Here is a 17,514-nt window from a genome sequence, read left to right as displayed (position 1 = left end):
GCCTCCGGTTAACTTCCTTCTCATAAAGACGTATACGAGAGGTTTGTGAAGTCACCATGTGCAGTGACTTGTCCGGAAAGAGTGCGGTTCGCCGTGAACTCCTGGACGCACGCGGCCTGCTGTCCCCCGAGGACGTCCGCGCCGCCGGCGCGGTCCTCGCGCGACAGGCGCTCGCCCTGCCCGAACTGGCCGAGGCGGCCACGGTCGCCGCGTATGTCTCGGTCGGCCGCGAACCGGGCACCCGCGCGCTGCTCGACGCGCTCCGCGACCGCGGCGTACGCGTGCTGCTGCCCGTCCTGCTGCCGGACAACGACCTGGACTGGGCCGTGTACGAGGGCGCCGGGCAACTGGTGCGCGCCGGGCGCGGGCTGCTGGAGCCGGACGGAACACGCCTCGGGCCGGACGCCGTGCTGGAGGCCGATGCCGTGCTCCTTCCCGGGCTCGCCGTGGACGGACAGGGGATGCGGCTCGGCCGCGGGGGCGGCTCCTACGACCGGGTGCTCGCCCGGCTCGCGGCGGCCGGTGCCGATCCCGCGCTGGTGGTGCTGCTGTACGCGGACGAGGTGGTCGCGCACGTTCCGCGGGAACCGCACGACCACCCCGTCCATGCCGTCGTCACACCCGATGCCGTCAGGCGTTTTTCGGCATGAGCTTCAGGGTGTCCACCGTGTTCGCGGACACCGCCCGCTCACTGAAGGACCAGTCGAGCAGTTCACCGTCGGCCCACTTGTCGGTCTGATCGGTGTAGTGCGCGCTGTAGGCGTGCCCCGAGGCGCCGGTCAGGTTGATCCACCTCGACTTGTCCCAGTCCCCGACGGTGACGACCATCCGCATCGACGGTACCCAGACCACGTCGTAACCGCCCGCCGCGTTCCAGCCGGTGGCGTTGACCGCGGCCTCGCCGCCGCCCAGGTTCCACGGACCGCGGTTGAGCACGAACTGGAGGAAGCCCGGGCCCTCGGTGCCGAGCGTCTGGTTCTTCAGCGTCAGCTGGTGCAGACGGCCCCAGCTCCAGCGGGAGGCGTCCTTGCCCAGCTCGGCCGTCAGCTCCCAGCGGGCGTCGTCCATCGCACGGGCGAGCAGCTCGTCACGGGTGTCGGTCGGCTTCTCCGTACGGTTGCCCGGCGAGTGCCACCACGGGTTCTTCTCGTCCTTGAGTATCCGGCGCACCACCTCGAACCAGCGGTCGCCGCCGTCCGGCTGCGCGGTGTCCGTGTCGCGCTGGCCGCACTCGCGCACCCGCTCGGTGAGCTCGTCCTCGGGCGCCGTGCTGTCGGCGGGCAGGACGTTCAGGCACTGGCCCTCGACGCGCAGCTCCTTGGGCAGCTTGTTGCCGAAGGCGAGCTTGAGGACGTTGCGCCAGACCGCGTTGAAGTAGGCGGCGGCACCGGAGTCGGGCTCCTGGGTGTAGCGCCAGCCCTCCAGAAGCTTCTGCGCCTCACGGACGTACGGGTCCGAGATGTCGATCTTCAGAAGGTACGGCGTCAGCAGCTCGGCGATCTCGCTGCTGTTGTCCATCTGCATGGTGCGCATGTCTTCGGTGGAGATCTTGCCGCCGCCCTGGATCTTCGTCTCGATGAGATCGTTGATCCGCTGGCTGCGGGCGCCGTAGCCGTAGTCCTCGGTCAGCAGGTAGGGGTACTTCTCGGCGTCGATCACCGCCTGGTTCGCGGTGACGATGTAGCCGCGCTCCGGGTTCTCCTCGAACGGCAGCTCGTCGTAGGGGATGTAGCCCTTCCACTTGTACGCCGGGTCCCAGCCGGGAGCGGGCACCGAGCCGTCGCCCTTGGCGCGGACCGGGATCTTGCCGGGCGCCTGGTAGCCGATGTTGCCGGCGGAGTCCGCGTAGACGAGGTTCTGCGAGGGGACCTCGAAGTTCTTGGCCGCCGCACGGAAGGTCTTGAAGTCCTTGGCGCGGTTCAGGTCGAACACCGCGTCCATCGACTTGCCCGGCTGGAGCGCGGTCCACTGGAGTGCCACGCCGTATCCGGTGGCGCGGTCGGGAGCGTTGGTGACCGGCGCCTGCTGGCCGACCTTCTCCAGTTCGGTGCTGCGGTCGGAGACCAGTGGGCCGTGACCGGTGGAGCGGACGGTGATCGTCTTGCTCTTGCCCCCGGCGACCTTGATGACCTCCTTGCGGGTGGTCAGCTTCCTCTGCTGGTTGCCGACCTGGTAGCTGTCGCCGCTGATCTTCTCCAGGTAGAGGTCGGTGACGTCCGCGCCGAGGTTGGTGAAGCCCCAGGCGATGTTCTGGTTGTGACCGATGATCACGCCCGGCAGACCGGAGAAGGTGTATCCCGCGGTGTCGTACTGGCAGGACGCCGAGATCTTCCGGCAGTGCAGGCCCATCTGGTACCAGAGCGAGGGCAGCTGGGGCGCCAGGTGCGGATCGTTGGCCAGCATCGGCTTGCCGGTCGTCGTGTACTTGGAGGCGACGACCCAGGAGTTGGAGCCGATGCCGTTGCCGTTCGGGCCGAGCAGTTCCGGGATGGTCTCGAGAGTCTTGGAGAGCGCCGAGAGCTGGGAGTTCAGGCCCTGCGCGGCGTCGGCCGCGCTGCCGCCGCCGTTGTTCAGGCCGCTGCCGGTGCCCTGCCCGGTGCCGTTGTCGCCCGAACCGTTCCCGTTGCCGTCGCCGTTCCCGCCGTCGCCGCCCGAGGACCCGTCCGACTCGCCGGAGGGCTCGGCCGCGGGGTCGAACTTGCCCGTGACCGGGTCGATGCCGCCCTTGTCCACGATCGGCTTGTTCCGGTCGGACGGATAGTCCGGATACAGATCCTTGATCTGCTTCGCGTCGAGCCGGCTCGTCAGCAGCGAGCGGTCGATCTCCTCCTGCATGTTGCCGCGCAGGTCCCACGCCATCGCCTTGAGCCAGGCCACCGAATCGACCGGCGTCCAGGGCTCGGGCTTGTAGTCGTTGGTGAAGGAGAGGGCGGCGTACTCGACGGAGAGTTCCTTGCCGTCCTTGCCCTTCAGATAGGCGTTGACGCCGTCGGCGTAAGCCTGGAGGAACTTCTTCGTCTGCGGCGACAGGATCTTGTCGTACTCCTGCTGCGCGACCTCGCGCCAGCCCAGCGTGCGCAGGAAGGCGTCCGTGTCGACCTGACCGGAGCCGAACATCTCCGAGAGCCGGCCGGCCGTCATGTGGCGGCGGACGTCCATCTCCCAGAAGCGGTCCTGCGCCTGGACGAAGCCCTGGGCGCGGAAGAGGTCCTCGTCGGTGTCCGCATAGATCTGCGGGATGCCGAAGTCGTCGCGTTTGACGTCGACCTGGCCGCTGAGACCGTCGATTTCTATCGACCCGGTCGTCTGCGGGAACGAGGCGCGCACCGTACTGATGCTCCAGTACGTGCCGAACCCGATACCCGCCAGAAGCGCCAGCACCAGGACGATCACGAGCAGGCGGGCGCGTCGCCCCTTCTTCTTCTTGGGGGAAGAGGCGGTTGTGTTGGCGGGCATCGCTGTCCTTCGAGGCGCAGGCTGATCCTGGGAGTGCTGGAGCAACCATAGGCGCAGCGTCGAGGCGGTCCGGACGCGGTATCCGTAAGCAGGCCAACGGACCGATCCCTCGAACAGGTGATCCAGGGCGTCAAGAAAACGTTAAAGATTAGGTAAGGTAACGAAGTGTCGCCTGCTGGAGGAGCGCTCCGGCACGTAGGCGCGAGGGGAAGGATCGGCCACTGACTGTCCACCAGCTCAACGAACTCCTGCTCATCTGCTCGCTGATCCTGCTCTTCGCCGTGGCTGCGGTCCGCGTCTCCTCGCGCAGCGGGCTCCCCAGCCTGTTGCTGTATCTCGGGATCGGCGTCGCCATCGGGCAGGACGGCATCTTCGACGTCACCTTCAACGACGCCGAACTGACGCAGGTGATCGGCTATGCCGCGCTCGTGGTGATCCTGGCCGAGGGCGGTCTGGGCACCAAATGGCAGGAGGTCAAACCCGCGTTGCCCGCGGCGGTCGCACTGTCGACCGTCGGCGTCGCGGTGAGCGTGGGCGTCACCGCGGCCGGAGCGCACTATCTCGTCGGTCTGGAATGGCGGCAGGCGCTCATCATCGGCGCGGTGGTCTCCTCGACCGACGCTGCGGCCGTCTTCTCCGTCCTGCGCAAGGTCCCGCTGCCTTCCCGGGTGACGGGTGTGCTGGAGGCCGAATCCGGCTTCAACGACGCCCCCGTGGTGATCCTGGTGGTCGCGTTCTCCGCGGCCGGTCCGGTCGACGACTGGTACGTCCTCGTCGGCAAGATCGCGCTGGAGCTGACGATCGGCGCGGGCGTCGGCCTGGCGGCGGGCTGGCTCGGAGCGTTCGGGCTGCGGCATGTGGCACTGCCCGCGTCGGGCCTGTACCCGATCGCGGTGATGGCGATCGCGGTGGTGGCGTACGCGGCCGGCGCCATGGCGCACGGCAGTGGATTCCTCGCCGTCTATCTGGCCTCGATGGTCCTCGGGAACGCGAAACTGCCGCACGCGCCCGCCAACCGCGGCTTCGCCGAGGGCCTCGGCTGGATCGCCCAGATCGGCATGTTCGTCCTGCTGGGCCTGCTGGTCACCCCGCACGAACTGGTCGACGACTTCTGGCCCGCCGTCGTCGTCGGCCTGGTGCTGACCATGGTGGCGCGACCGGTGTCGGTCATGATCAGCCTGCTGCCGTTCCGCATCCCACGCCAGGAACAGGTGCTGATGTCCTGGGCGGGCCTGCGTGGCGCCGTGCCCATCATCATCGCCACCATCCCGATGGTGGCGGCCGTGGAGGGCAGCGACCGGATCTTCAACATCGTCTTCGTGCTGGTCGTCGTCTACACCCTGATCCAGGGGCCGACGCTGCCGTGGCTCGCGAAGTGGCTGAAACTCGGCTCCACGGACGCCGCCGACCTCGGCGTCGAGTCGGCACCCCTGGAGCGGCTGCGCGGACATCTGCTCTCGGTGTCGATCCCGGACGAGTCCAAGATGCACGGTGTGGAGGTTGCGGAGCTGCGGCTGCCCGCGGGCTCCGCGGTCACCCTGGTCGTGCGGGAGGGCAAGAGCTTCGTACCGCTGCCCTCGACCGTGCTGCGCCGGCGCGACGAGCTGCTGGTCGTGGCGACGGATCCGGTCCGGGACGCGGCCGAGCGACGCCTGCGGGCGGTCGGCCAGGGGGGCAAGCTCGCGGGGTGGCTGGGGACGGGGGGACTCAGCTGACGGCCCTGCACGCCCCCTCCCGGCGGTCGAGCACGTGCCTCGTTGGGGTGCGGGCACACGCGAAGCCGAGCCCGTTCGGGCAGCCGGGGTGGGATGCCGGGCCGGGCTCCGTGCCGCATTGCGTACGTCCGATTAATCCCAGGTGTACATCCGGGAGTGTGGCGCATTTCCCAGGCACGGCACCCCGTACCACCTGTACCATGAAGGCACACTTGATCGACCAACTCTGCCTGACGCAGAGCTGGCGCGACCGTATGGCGGCCGGCGTGCCCCTTCCATGGGCCCCGGCATCTACCGCAGTTCCGCGCAAGAGGACAGCTCTCGGCGGCTCCCGTACATCCAGGGGAGCGCTACCAGGCGGCAGAAAGGCACGGACCGTGGCATCCACGGTCACCACCGGCAAGCGCCCGGGCTACGGGCAGCTGCTGCGCACTCCCGGCGTCTGGACCTTCCTGCTCCCCGGCTTTGCCGCGCGACAGCCCTTCGCGATGCTGACCATCGGCATCGTTCTGCTGGTCCAGCACACCACCGGTTCGTACGGCAGCGCCGGAGCCGTCGCCGCCGTCACCGGTGTCTCCATGGCACTGTTCGCGCCGCAGAGCGGCAAGCTCGCCGACCGCTTCGGCCAGCGCGCCGTGTTGCTGCCGGGCGTCCTGGTGCACGCCGCGTCCGTCGTGGCCCTCACCTCTCTCGCGCTGGCGGACGCCCCCCTGTGGGCGCTGTTCGCCGCCGCGGTTCCGGCCGGTGCCTCGGTGCCCCAGGTCGGCCCGATGGTGCGTGCCCGCTGGGCCGCCAAGCTCGAACGTTCGCCGCTGATGCCGACGGCCGCGGCCTTCGAGTCCGTCACCGACGAGTTCACCTTCGTCGTCGGACCGGTCCTCGCGACCGCGCTCTGCACCGGCGTCCACCCGGCGGCCGGTCTGATCGCGGAAGCCGCCCTGACCCTGGCCGGCGGCCTGCTCTTCGCGGCCCAGAGCCGTACGCAGCCCGCCGTCCGTCCCCTCACCGCGGACTCCGCCCCGCGCGTTTCCGCACTGTCCGTGCCGGGCGTACGGGTCCTCGCGGTGGCCTTCCTCGGCATCGGGTCGGTCTTCGGCGGCATGCAGGTGTCCCTGACCGCCTTCTCCGAGGAGATCGGCAACCCCGGCGCGAACGGACTGCTGTACGGCGTCTTCGCGGCGGGCAACATGCTCGCCGGCATCGCCTGCGGCGCGATCGCCTGGAAGAGCAGCCCGCGCCGCCGCATGATCCTCGGCTACACCGGGCTCACCCTGGCGGCCTCCCTCCTCTGGTCGGTCCACTCGGTGGCCCTGCTCGGCGGACTCGGGCTGATCGTCGGCCTGTGCATCGCTCCGGCGCTGATCAGCGGCTACACGCTGGTGGAACCGCTGGTGCCGGCCACGGCCCGCACCGAGGCCTTCACCTGGCTCACCGGCGCGGTGGCCCTCGGCCAGGCGGCGGCCGTCACGGTGGCCGGGCGACTGGCCGACGCGCACGGCGCGAGCGCCGGATTCGTGGTCCCGCTGGCGGGCACCGCACTCGCCCTCGTCACCCTGCTGGCCCTGCGTTCACGGCTCTCGCCGAAGAACCCGGGACGCATCATGGCGCGTGGCGTCGGTCACCGAGTGCCGGTGGCGGTGGACTGATCCAGCGGAATACGTCACTATGGACCGTCGTTAGCACTCATTGAGTGAGAGTGCCAGGAGGAAGACCAGTGCCGACCTACCAGTACCAGTGCACCCAATGCGGCGAGGGCCTCGAGGCGGTGCAGAAGTTCACCGATGACGCCCTGACCGTGTGCCCCAACTGCGAGGGACGCCTCAAGAAGGTGTTCTCCGCCGTCGGCATTGTCTTCAAGGGCTCGGGCTTCTACCGCAACGACAGCCGTGGCTCGTCGTCCAGCAGCTCGCCGTCGTCGACGTCGTCCTCGTCGACGGGCACGAAGACCTCGGAGTCGAAGTCGTCCGACTCGAAGACGTCGTCTTCTTCGTCGTCGTCCGCGTCTTCTTCGTCGGGCTCTTCCAGCAGCTCGAGCTCGTCGTCGAGCTCCGGCAGCTCGGCCGCCTGACCCACTGATTTCGTTCCGAGGACCCCGCCGTTCCGCACGGCGGGGTCCTCGCCGTACCCGTGCTCGGATGCGTTTCGTTGCGGCGCGCCTGCCGGGCCCGTCGGGTAGGACCTACGGCCCTGCCCTCGGTCCTCTGCCGCGTCGATAGTGTGATCGGTATGGCGAACGCGAACGCAGAGATCGGCGTGATCGGCGGCTCCGGCTTCTACTCCTTCCTGGAGGACGTGACCGAGGTCGAGGTCGACACCCCGTACGGCAGTCCGAGCGACTCCCTCTTCCTCGGTGAGGTGGCCGGCCGGAAGGTCGCCTTCCTGCCCCGGCACGGACGCGGGCACCACCTCCCGCCGCACCGCATCAACTACCGCGCGAATCTGTGGGCCCTGCGCTCGGTCGGCGCACGGCAGGTGCTCGGGCCGTGCGCGGTGGGCGGGCTGCGCCCGGACTACGGGCCCGGCACGCTGCTCGTTCCGGACCAGCTGGTGGACCGGACGAAGGCGCGCGAGCAGACGTACTTCGACGGTCTCCCGCTGCCCGACGGAAGCATCCCCAACGTCGTCCACACGACCTTTGCCGACCCCTACTGCCCCGCGGGGCGCGCGGCCGCTCTCAAGGCGGCGCGCGGCCGCGAGTGGGAGCCGGTGGACGGCGGAACGCTCGTGGTCATCGAAGGGCCGCGCTTCTCCACGCGTGCGGAGTCGAAGTGGTTCGCGTCGGCGGGCTGGTCGGTGGTGGGCATGACCGGGCACCCGGAGGCCGTGCTCGCCCGTGAACTGGGCCTCTGCTACACGTCGTTGACGCTGGTCACGGACCTGGACGCGGGCGCCGAGACCGGCGAGGGCGTTTCCCACACCGAGGTGCTGCGGGTCTTCGGCGAGAACGTGGGACGGCTGCGCGAGGTGCTCTTCGACGCGGTGGGCGCGCTGCCGGCGAACGAGGACCGGGACTGCCTGTGCACGCACGCGCACGACGGCTGGGACCTGGGGATCGAACTGCCCTGAGGGGGCGGATGTTGATCGGGTCGCTGGGGTGGGTCGCTGAGGTAGGTCGCCCGCCGGGGTGAGGGAGTTGTCCACATGCGGTGGACCGTCCACAGGCTCCGGCGGGAGGCCCGTGAGAGGTGGATCGTGAGGACCGTTCGGTCTTTCGACTCCCCCTCTCACGACAGGTGGTACGTGCCATGTCGCTCCTGCCTCCCTCCTCCGCGCCCGCTCCCACAGGCGTCCCGCCCTTCCCTCCGCTGCGCGTGCGCGGCGGAGCACACCGGCTGCGGCGGGCGCTGCGTCGCCGACGAAGGGCGCTCGCCGCCGGTCTCGCCCTGACAGCGGCTGCCCTCGCCGCATCGGGCGCCCGGGGAGCGGACGCGCCGGGTGGTGGGGCCCATGCGGTCACTCCGCCGCGAGCTCCGAAGCCCGCCGCCGAGATGGTGTCCGCCCCCGTCCGGATCGCGGATGCCGCGACCGTGCGGCTTCTGCGGCCGGGTGACCGGGTGGATGTGATCGCGGCGCCCAACTCCCCCGTGGGGCAGGCCGAGCCGGCTGCTCGGGTCGTCGCCACCGGCGCCCGGGTGGCCGAAGTACCGGGCCCGGCGGACTCCGGCGCCGACAGCGGCGCCCTGGTGGTGCTGTCCGTTCCACGGGCCACCGCCGCCCAGCTCGCCGGCGCGGGCACGACCTCACGGCTGGCGGTGACGGTGTGCTGACCCCGACGCGAGCGACGAGCATCCGGTGGTCGGTCACCAGTCGCACTGGCGTGCCGTCAGGTCACCTCCCCTCCCCCCGGCGATTGGACAGTACGACCGGGCGCTGTCGTAGGTTGCGAGGGTTTGTTTCGGTGACCTGCACATGCGAAGAAGGGTTCATTGGTGAGCGAGAAGAAGGTCAGCGTCCTGGAGGGCTTCAAGGCCTTCCTGATGCGCGGCAATGTCATCGACCTGGCCGTCGCGGTCGTCATCGGTGCGGCATTCACCCAGATCGTGAACGCCGTGGTGAAGGGCGTCATCAATCCGCTGGTCGGCGCGTTCGGCACCAAGAACCTCGACTCCTACAGCTCCTGCCTCAAGGGAACCTGCCGGGAGGTGAACGGCGAGATCGACGGCATCAAGATCATGTGGGGTTCCGTCCTCGGCGCGACGCTCACCTTCCTGATCACAGCCGCCGTCGTCTACTTCCTGATGGTGCTCCCGATGTCCAAGTACCTGGCCAGGAAGGCGGAGCGGGACGCGGCGAAGGAAGGCGCGAAGGAGATCGTCGAGCTGAGCGAGTTGGAGGTGCTGAAGGAGATCCGCGACGCCGTCGTGGCCCAGTCTCAGCGCGGTTCGGGGCACGACAGGGCCTAGCGTCTCTCGCCACCCCGGGGGCGCCGACCCGCTCGCACCGGCTCGGACAGGGGCGGCCCGGACGGGGGCGGCCCGGACAGGGGCGGCCCGGACGGGCTGGGGCTCAGATGTGGTGGGGCGGCTTCTCGTCGAGGAAGCGCGCCAGGTCATCGGCACTCCCACCGCCGGCGGAGGGCCGCTCACCCCACCCGCGGTCCGTATCGTCCGATGACTGTTGGTCCAGCGGATCGTCGAAGTCGATCCTCGGCTTCGGGGGCTGCTGCCGGGGCTGCTTCGCGTCTCGCGGTCCGGGGGCGGGGGCGGCACTCATCCCTCCAGGGTACGGCGACGGTCAGGGCCCTCCTCCCGGCCCGGGCCCGGCCCGTGGCCGAGGCCCAGAAGCGGTACGTGACCGAGGCCCAGAACCGGTCCGTGCTCGCGACCCCTACCCGGCCCGCCGTCGCGACCCGAACAACACGATCAGGTCGGCCCCGGCCCGATCTCCCGGCGCCGATCCAGCCCCTCCTCGCGGCCCGGGCAGCGCACGGGCCGGCTGGGGTCGGTCCTTGCCCCGCTCCCCATCCCGGCCCGCACCCGGGTCCGCCCCTCGCCTGACGCCCCGCGCGCCCGCACGGGACCCTGATGGCGCAGGTCCGCACGGACGCCGCGAGTCCGGGTTCCGCGCCTCTGGGTGCCGGGGCGCGTCCGCTCTGCTGTGCTGGGTACATGACGTCCTCAGCCACCGGACCCGGCTTCGGGCCACTGCGCCGCATGACTCCCCGCAGTCGCGACGAGGAACACCGCGCGGCCACACCGCTCGAACTCTTCTTCGATCTGTGTTTCGTCGTCGCGGTCGCCCAGGCGGGCCTTCAGCTCGTCCACGCCCTCGCCGAGGGCCACCCCGGTACCGGCGTCATCGGCTATGCCTACGTCTTCTTCGGCGTGTGGTGGGCCTGGATGAACTTCACCTGGTTCGCCTCCGCCTACGACTGCGACGACGTGCCCTACCGCATCGCCACGTTCTTCCAGATCGCCGGCGTCCTCGTCTACGCGGCCGGTGTGCCCCGCGCCTTCAACGACAACGACTGGACCGTCGCCGTCGTCGGCTACCTGATCATGCGGGCGGCCCTGACCACGCAGTGGCTGCGGGCAGCCCGGGCCGAGAGCGGCCCGGCCAGGAGGACGACGCTGACGTACGCGGCCAGCCTGGTGGTGTGCCAGGCCGGCTGGGTGGTTCTGCTGTTCGTGCCGGACGACTGGAAGCGCTGGCTGTTCCTCGTCGTGGTCGTGGCCGAGCTGATGATCCCGATGATCGCCGAACGCAACCATCAGACGCCGTGGCACGCCCACCACATCAGCGAGCGGTACGGCCTGTTCACCCTGATCGTGCTGGGCGAGACCATGGCGGCCAGCACCGTCGCCGTGCAGTCCGCTCTGGACGAGAACGAGGCCATCGGGAAACTGCTGCCCATCGCATGCGGTGGCCTGCTGATCGTGTTCTCCGCCTGGTGGGTCTACTTCGCCGTGCCGGCCCACGAACGACTGGTCTCCAACCGGCAGGCCATTCCCTGGGGCTACGGGCACCTCCTGATCTTCGGGTCGGCCGCCGCGATCGGTGCCGGCATCGAGGTGGCGGTCGAGCACGCGATCGGCAAGGCCCACATCAGCTCCTTCGCGGCGGCGGCGGCCGTCACCGTCCCGGCGGCGCTGTTCATGTTCATGGTCTGGCTGCTGCACGCGCGCTACTTCAAGCGCGGCAAGGCGCAGCAGCTGGACCTGCCGGCCGGCGCGGTGGTGATCCTCGCCTGTACGTTCGCGGGGGAATTCGCCGTTTTGCTGGCGGGGCTGGCCGCGGCGGCGACGGTGGCCGTGGGCGTGATCCTGAGCACCCAGCACCCGGACGCCTATCCCCGTGATACGCAAGGGACATGACCCAGTCAGCGGACAGGACCCGCCACGACGCACTGACCGATGTGGCCGGGCTGCGCGTCGGCCACGCACGCGTGGCGGGCGACGGCGCGCTCAGCGGCACCACCGTCGTCCTCGCTCCCGAAGGTGGGGCGATCGCTGCCGTCGACGTGCGGGGAGGCGGCCCCGGTACACATGAGACTGACGCGCTCGACCCGCGCAATCTGGTTCAACGGATCGACGCCGTGGTCCTGACCGGCGGCAGCGCCTTCGGGCTGGACTCGACGGCCGGTGTGATGGCCTGGCTGGAGGAGCAGGGGCGGGGCGTTCCGGTCGGCGGACCCGGCCGGGTCGTTCCGGTGGTGCCGGCCGCCTGTGTCTTCGACCTGGGCCGCGGCGGTGACTGGAAGGCGCGGCCCGACGCGTCGACCGGGCGGGCGGCCGTCGAGGATGCCGCTCGCACCGAGACCGGCGCGCGGGTCGCGACGGGCTGCGTCGGGGCAGGCACGGGCGCTGTGATCGGCGGCCTCAAGGGCGGTGTCGGCACGGCGAGCACGGTGCTCGACTCCGGCATCACGGTCGCGGCCCTCGTGGTCGCGAACGCGGCGGGCTCGGCGGTCGATCCGGTCACCGGCGTGCTCTACGGGCAGTACATCCAGGGGCCGGTGCGGTATCCGACCGCGGAGGTGCACACGGCCGCGACCCGGCGGCTGGAGGAGGCGCGGGCGGCGGGCGGCCCACCACCGCTCAACACCACCCTTGTCGTCGTCGGCACCGACGCCGCCATCACCCGCGCCCAGGCCCAGAAGCTCGCGGGCACCGCGCACGACGGCATCGCGCGCGCCGTACGGCCGGTGCATCTCCTCAGCGACGGCGACACCGTGTTCACCCTCGCCACCGGTGCGCTGCCGCTGGATGCGGCGAATCCCCTCGCGCTCAACGACGTTCTCGCGGCCGGCGCGGACGTGGTGACGCGGGCCATCGTGCAGGCGGTCCTCGCGGCACAGGGCATCGAGGGACCGGGCGGGGTCTTCCCCGCGTACCGGGAGCTGTACGACATCGGCCGACCTACGTGACATGACGGTCCGTCGAGTGCGGGGAACTTCACAATGAGCCCCTTCGTTTTCCCGAACGCAGGACACGTTGTCAGACCCAGGGGCTACGTTTAGCAACCACCAAGTGACTTGCGGCGACGGCCTGGAGACCCACCTTGAACGATCCGTACGAGACAACCGAGGCGCACCTCGAGCGACTCCTCGGTCGGGCGCTCAACTCCTTCGATCTGCCCGATGCCACGGTCGGGCGGCTCGACTCGGCGCTGGCTCACGCGAGTTCGCTGCACTCCTCGCACCACAGCGCGGTCCTGGACCGCGTGACGTACCGGCACGCGTATCTGCTCAGCGACGGCAGTTCGCTCGTCCTGTGGGAGCTCGTCCACAGCACCGGGCGGAGCGGCTCCGAGCAACACGAGCTCTACACCGAGGAGTCGGAGGCCCGGCTCGCCGCGTCCCGCCTGCCCTCGGGCTTCCCCGGGTTCGCCACGGCGGACGGCGATTCCGGTTCCGGGGCCGGCGGGCTGAGCATCAGCGACCTGGGCGCGGACCTCGACGCCGACTTCGAGCTCCTCGCCGCCCTCATGACCGCGCCCCCGGCCGCGCTCCCCCGGATGTATGTCCCGGACAACTCCGCGGACCACGCCCGCCGGGTCCTGCGCCGCGCCGAGAACGGCGACCGGCCGGGCGAGGAGACCGCGGGGCCGTTGCGCGCGGCGTTCGCGCACCACATCACGCAGGTCTTCGGCCGTCAGTACCGGGTGGACGGCAAGGACGCGGGCTTCACGCTGTACGAGCACGCGTTCCTGCTGCTCGACGGCACCGAGACGAGCCTGTGGGAGGTCGAGCACACGGCCACCCCGGACGGCCGCCACATGTGCGAGGTGTACGGATCGGAGCACACCGCGCGCGAAGCCATGGAACTCCGCGCGCGGGTGCGCTGACCGGGCCTGTCGCCCGGGGGTCCGGCGCGGCCGTCAGGCGGCGGCGAGGACCTTGGTCTCCTCTTCGGCCTGCGCGGACGCCTGTTCCGGCTGTGCCGTGCGGAGTCCCTTGAGCAGGACGACCGTCGCGGTGCTGACCAGCGTGCCGGCGAGGATCGCGACGAGGTAGAGGAACGGGTTGCCGATCAGCGGCACCACGAAGATGCCGCCGTGCGGAGCGCGCAGCGTGCAGTCGAAGGCCATCGACAGCCCGCCGCTGACCGCGCCGCCCGCCATCGCCGCCGGGATCACCCGCAGCGGGTCGGCCGCGGCGAACGGGATCGCGCCCTCCGTGATGAACGAAGCACCCAGCACCCAGGCGGCCTTGCCGTTCTCCCGCTCCGTCGTGGTGAACAGCCGCTTGCGGACGACGGTGGCGAGGGCCATCGCCAGCGGCGGCACCATGCCGGCGGCCATCACCGCGGCCATGACCTTCAGCGACCCCTCGTTGGGGTTGGCCAGCCCGCCGACCGCGAAGGCGTAGGCGACCTTGTTCAGCGGACCGCCGAGGTCGAAGCACATCATCAGCCCGAGGATGACGCCCAGGATCACGGCGTTGGCGCCGGAGAGGCCGGACAGCCAGTCGGTCAGCGCCTTCTGGAGCTCGGCGATGGGCTTGCCCACGACGAGGAACATCAGGAAGCCGACGACGGCGGAGGAGACGAGCGGGATCACGACCACGGGCATGATGCCGCGCAGTGGAGTGGGGATCGGGACGCGTTGGACGGCCATGACGGTCGCACCCGCGAGAAGACCTGCGATCAGGCCGCCGAGGAATCCGGCGTTGATGGTGAGGGCGATCGCGCCACCGACGAATCCGGGGACCAGACCGGGACGGTCGGCCATGCCGTAGGCGATGTATCCGGCCAGTACGGGCACCAGGAAGCTGAAGGCGAGGCCGCCGACCTGGAAGAGGAGCGCGGCCCAGCTGGTGTGGTCGGTCCATGCGAAGTGCTCGGCGACGGACTTGGCGTCGGAGATCTCGTAGCCGCCGATGGCGAAGCCGAGAGCGATGAGGAGCCCGCCGGCGGCGACGAAGGGCACCATGTAACTGACGCCGCTCATCAGCCACTTGCGCAGCCGGGTGCCGTAGCCGTCACCGGGGTCTCCGGCGGAGTCGGCGGGCGCGGCCGAGCCCGCCCCCGCGCTGACCTCACCGCGTTCGGCCTTGCCCCGTACCTCTTCGACGAGCGCCGCCGCCCTGCTGATACCGGCCTTCACGCCGACATCGACGGTGGGCTTCCCGGCGAAGCGGGCCTTGTCCCGTACGGGGACGTCGTGGGCGAAGATCACACCGTCCGCGGCTCGCACGGTCTCGGGGTCGAGCCGGGTGAATCCTGCCGAGCCCTGCGTCTCGACGTCGATGTGGACCCCGGCCGCCTCGGCCGCCTTCTGGAGCGATTCGGCGGCCATATAGGTGTGGGCGATGCCGGTGGGGCAGGAGGTGACGGCGACGATCCGGAAGGGCGCGTCGTCGTCCCGGGCGGGTGATGTCCGGGTGGGTGAGGTCTGGGCAGGTGCGGCCTGGGTGGATGCGGCCTCCGCGGGTGCGTCCTCCGCGGGTGCGGGCGTGACTGCCGCATCGGCCGGTCCGGCTGCCGTCTCCGGTTCACCGGGCGAATCCGACCCGGCAGCCGTCTCAGGCTCCGTCGCCGGGGCCTCGCCGCGGATCAGGGAGGCCGCCGCGGCTGCATCCGCCGTCGTCCGGAGCGCCGAGGTGAACGACTCGTCCATCAGCCGGCGGGCCAGCGACGACAGGATCGTCAGATGCGCGTCGTCCGCGCCCGCCGGGGCGGCTATGAGGAAGATCAGGTCCGCCGGACCGTCCGGCGCACCGAAGTCGACACCCGCGGCGCTGCGGCCGAACGCCAGCGTCGGCTCCGTGACATGGGCGCTGCGGCAGTGCGGGATGCCGATGCCGCCGTCCAGACCGGTCGGCATCTGCGCCTCGCGTGCGGCCACGTCCCCGAGGAACCCCTCGAGGTCCGTGACCCGGCCGAGCGCCACCATCCGTTCGGCCAGCGAGCGGGCCGCGGCCTCCTTCGTCGTCGCGGCCAGGTCGAGGTCGACCAGGTCCGCGGTGATCATCTCGCTCATCGCGGGCTCCCTTGCTCGGTGAGTACTCGGTCCAGAGGGATGTCCGCCGTCACCGCGACGGCGGACGGGTCGAGGTCGGCCGGGGTCGGCATCACACTGCCCGGCAGCTGCACGGCGGCGGCTCCATGCGCGACGGCGGCGGCCAGTGCGCCCGGGCCCTCGCCGCCCGCCGCGAGGAATCCCGCGAGAGAGGCGTCGCCCGCGCCGACGTTGCTGCGGACGGCGTCCACGGCCGCGCTGCCGAACCAGGTGCCCTCGGCGCAGGACAGCAGTTGGCCGTCGCCGCCCAGGCTGGCCAGTACCGCACGCGCCCCCAGCTCCCGTAGCTCCTCGGCCGCCTTGACCGCGTCGCCGACGGTGACGAGGGGGCGGTCGACGGCCTGCGCGAGTTCGTCGGCGTTGGGCTTGACGACGTCGGGGTGCGAGCGCAGCGCCGCGAGCAGGGAGGGACCCGAGGTGTCGAGGGCCACCCGGGCGCCTGCCGCGTGCGCGCGGGTGACCAACTCGGCGTACCACTCGGGTCCGAGGCCCCTCGGCAGACTGCCGCAGCAGGCGATCCACGACGCCGACGCGGAGTGCGCCCTGGCCATGGACAGGAGTGACTCGGCCTCCGCGGCGGACAGTTCGGGTCCGGGCGCGTTGATCTTGGTGAGGGTGCCGTCCGGTTCGGCGAGCGCGATGTTGGAACGTGTCCCGCCGCCGACCGGCACGGCGGCGACCTCGATGCCCTGCCCGGCGAGCAGTTCCGCGACGAGCGCGCCGGGCGCCCCGCCGAGCGGCATGACAGCGACCGTGCGGTGCCCGGCCGCCGCGACGGCCCGCGAGACATTGACGCCCTTGCCGCCCGGGTCCATCCGCTCGGCCGTGGCGCGCAGTACCTCGCCGCGGTCCAGCGCCGGGATCTCGTACGTGCGGTCCAGCGACGGGTTCGGGGTGACGGTGAGAATCATGCGCGTACGACTTCCGTGCCCGCGGCCTCGATCGCCGCGGCGTCCTTCGGGGCGAGCCCGCTGTCGGTGATGAGCAGGTCGACGTCGGTGAGGTCGCCGAAGCGGGCGAAGTGCTCCTCGCCGTGCTTGGCCGAGTCCGCGAGCAGCACCACGCGCCGGGCGGCGGAGACCATCGCCCGCTTCACGGAAGCCTCGGCGAGATCCGGGGTGGTGAGGCCGTGTTCCGCGGAGAAACCGTTGGCGCCGAGGAAGACGACATCGGCGCGGACCTCTCCGTACGCCCGTAGCGCCCAGGCGTCGACCGCCGCGCGCGTACGGTGCCGGACCCTGCCGCCCACCAGATGGAGGTCGATCCCCGGATGGTCGGCGAGCCGGGCGGCCACCGGCAGGGCGTGGGTGACGACGGTGAGGGAGCACTCCAGCGGAAAGATTCCCGCGAGGCGTCCCACGGAGGAGCCTGCGTCGAGGATCACGCTGCCGTCGGTGGGGAGTTCGGCGAGGGCCGCCTGCGCGATGCGGTCCTTCTCGTCGGCCGCCGTCGACTCGCGCTCGGACAGGTCGGGCTCGAAGTCGAGCCGCCCGGCCGGGATGGCGCCGCCGTGCACACGGCGCACGAGCCCCGCCCGGTCGAGGGCCTTGAGGTCGCGCCGGATGGTCTCGGCGGTGACCTGGAACTCCTCGGCGAGGGAGAGCACGTCGACTCGCCCGCCGTCGCGGGCGAGACGCAGGATCTCCTGCTGGCGCTCCGGTGCGTACATGTGGTTTTACATCCGTTCCATGCCCGACCCTGTGGTTTTGAGGGGAGAGTACGCTCAGATTTCGGCAAAGTAAACAGATACGGGCGGCGGACGGACACGTTCGGGCTGCGCCGTCTGCGCCTGGGGTCGGGCCGGCCGACGGATGGCGCGGGCAGCGGAAAGGCCCGGCCCGGGATCTCGTCCCGGGCCGGGCCCTTCCTTCTGCGGGTACGT

15 protein-coding genes are annotated in these 17,514 nt (G+C 70.9%); 10 read left to right on the top strand and 5 right to left on the bottom strand.

From position 1 onward, the window contains the following. The first annotated feature begins 56 nt into the window (after positions 1 to 56). Entirely contained in the window at positions 57 to 650 is a 594-nt protein-coding gene (locus tag ACFWU3_RS08770; protein ID WP_384433244.1) for a 5-formyltetrahydrofolate cyclo-ligase, read from the top strand. Here the strand turns inward: ACFWU3_RS08770 and ACFWU3_RS08765 are convergent. Continuing rightward, positions 631 to 3,456, bottom strand: coding sequence for a penicillin acylase family protein (locus ACFWU3_RS08765; protein ID WP_384433241.1), 2,826 nt, complete (start codon positions 3,454 to 3,456; stop codon positions 631 to 633). The genes ACFWU3_RS08770 and ACFWU3_RS08765 overlap by 20 nt on opposite strands. A 266-nt stretch (positions 3,457 to 3,722) precedes the next feature. Between ACFWU3_RS08765 and ACFWU3_RS08760 the strand changes: the two genes are divergently transcribed. The 6 genes from ACFWU3_RS08760 (at position 3,723) to mscL (ending at position 9,574) form a co-directional block, all read left to right on the top strand. After that, the gene (locus ACFWU3_RS08760) at positions 3,723 to 5,171 is read left to right on the top strand and encodes a potassium/proton antiporter (protein ID WP_384433613.1); all 1,449 of its coding nucleotides are present in this window, start codon (positions 3,723 to 3,725) and stop codon (positions 5,169 to 5,171) included. 377 nt (positions 5,172 to 5,548) lie between these two features. Continuing rightward, a complete protein-coding gene (locus ACFWU3_RS08755; RefSeq protein ID WP_384433239.1) occupies positions 5,549 to 6,817 on the top strand; it encodes an MFS transporter in 1,269 nt (422 codons plus the stop codon). Between the two features lie 68 nt (positions 6,818 to 6,885). After that, entirely contained in the window at positions 6,886 to 7,239 is a 354-nt protein-coding gene (locus ACFWU3_RS08750; RefSeq protein ID WP_384433236.1) for an FmdB family zinc ribbon protein, read from the top strand. A gap of 158 nt (positions 7,240 to 7,397) precedes the next feature. Beyond that, entirely contained in the window at positions 7,398 to 8,237 is an 840-nt protein-coding gene (locus ACFWU3_RS08745; RefSeq protein ID WP_384433233.1) for an S-methyl-5'-thioadenosine phosphorylase, read from the top strand. 179 nt (positions 8,238 to 8,416) lie between these two features. Beyond that, entirely contained in the window at positions 8,417 to 8,938 is a 522-nt protein-coding gene (locus ACFWU3_RS08740) for a hypothetical protein (RefSeq protein ID WP_384433230.1), read from the top strand. Positions 8,939 to 9,100: 162 nt separating this feature from the next. Then, a complete protein-coding gene (gene mscL, locus ACFWU3_RS08735) occupies positions 9,101 to 9,574 on the top strand; it encodes a large conductance mechanosensitive channel protein MscL (protein ID WP_384433227.1) in 474 nt (157 codons plus the stop codon). A gap of 103 nt (positions 9,575 to 9,677) precedes the next feature. Here the strand turns inward: mscL and ACFWU3_RS08730 are convergent, their stop codons facing one another. Continuing rightward, on the bottom strand, positions 9,678 to 9,884 hold the full coding sequence (locus tag ACFWU3_RS08730) for a hypothetical protein (protein ID WP_384433224.1): 207 nt from the start codon (positions 9,882 to 9,884) through the stop codon (positions 9,678 to 9,680). Positions 9,885 to 10,279: 395 nt separating this feature from the next. Here ACFWU3_RS08730 and ACFWU3_RS08725 point away from each other — a divergent pair, with 395 nt between their 5' ends. From ACFWU3_RS08725 to ACFWU3_RS08715, 3 genes are all read left to right on the top strand, one after another. Further along, a complete protein-coding gene (locus tag ACFWU3_RS08725; RefSeq protein WP_384433221.1) occupies positions 10,280 to 11,485 on the top strand; it encodes a low temperature requirement protein A in 1,206 nt (401 codons plus the stop codon). Next, the gene (locus ACFWU3_RS08720) at positions 11,482 to 12,537 is read left to right on the top strand and encodes a P1 family peptidase (protein WP_384433218.1); all 1,056 of its coding nucleotides are present in this window, start codon (positions 11,482 to 11,484) and stop codon (positions 12,535 to 12,537) included. The genes ACFWU3_RS08725 and ACFWU3_RS08720 overlap by 4 nt, the downstream gene beginning before the upstream one ends. 134 nt (positions 12,538 to 12,671) lie before the next feature. Beyond that, on the top strand, positions 12,672 to 13,457 hold the full coding sequence (locus ACFWU3_RS08715) for a DUF6227 family protein (RefSeq protein WP_384433215.1): 786 nt from the start codon (positions 12,672 to 12,674) through the stop codon (positions 13,455 to 13,457). Positions 13,458 to 13,490: 33 nt separating this feature from the next. On the opposite strand, the gene ACFWU3_RS08710 is transcribed toward ACFWU3_RS08715, so the two are convergent. The 3 genes from ACFWU3_RS08710 to ACFWU3_RS08700 are packed head-to-tail and all read right to left on the bottom strand — an operon-like array spanning position 13,491 to position 17,301. Then, positions 13,491 to 15,593 carry a fructose-specific PTS transporter subunit EIIC gene (locus ACFWU3_RS08710; RefSeq protein ID WP_384433212.1) on the bottom strand — a complete coding sequence of 701 codons (2,103 nt, stop codon included), beginning with the start codon at positions 15,591 to 15,593 and terminating at the stop codon, positions 13,491 to 13,493. Then, entirely contained in the window at positions 15,590 to 16,543 is a 954-nt protein-coding gene (pfkB, locus tag ACFWU3_RS08705) for a 1-phosphofructokinase (protein WP_384433210.1), read from the bottom strand. Before pfkB ends, ACFWU3_RS08710 begins: the two co-directional genes overlap by 4 nt. After that, positions 16,540 to 17,301, bottom strand: a complete 762-nt coding sequence (locus ACFWU3_RS08700; protein WP_384433207.1) for a DeoR/GlpR family DNA-binding transcription regulator — start codon at positions 17,299 to 17,301, stop codon at positions 16,540 to 16,542. Before ACFWU3_RS08700 ends, pfkB begins: the two co-directional genes overlap by 4 nt. Positions 17,302 to 17,514 lie beyond the last annotated feature (213 nt).

It is taken from the genome of Streptomyces sp. NPDC058685 (assembly GCF_042714725.1).
Taxonomy (GTDB): domain Bacteria; phylum Actinomycetota; class Actinomycetes; order Streptomycetales; family Streptomycetaceae; genus Streptomyces.
This window is presented reverse-complemented; position numbering and strand designations above follow the sequence as displayed.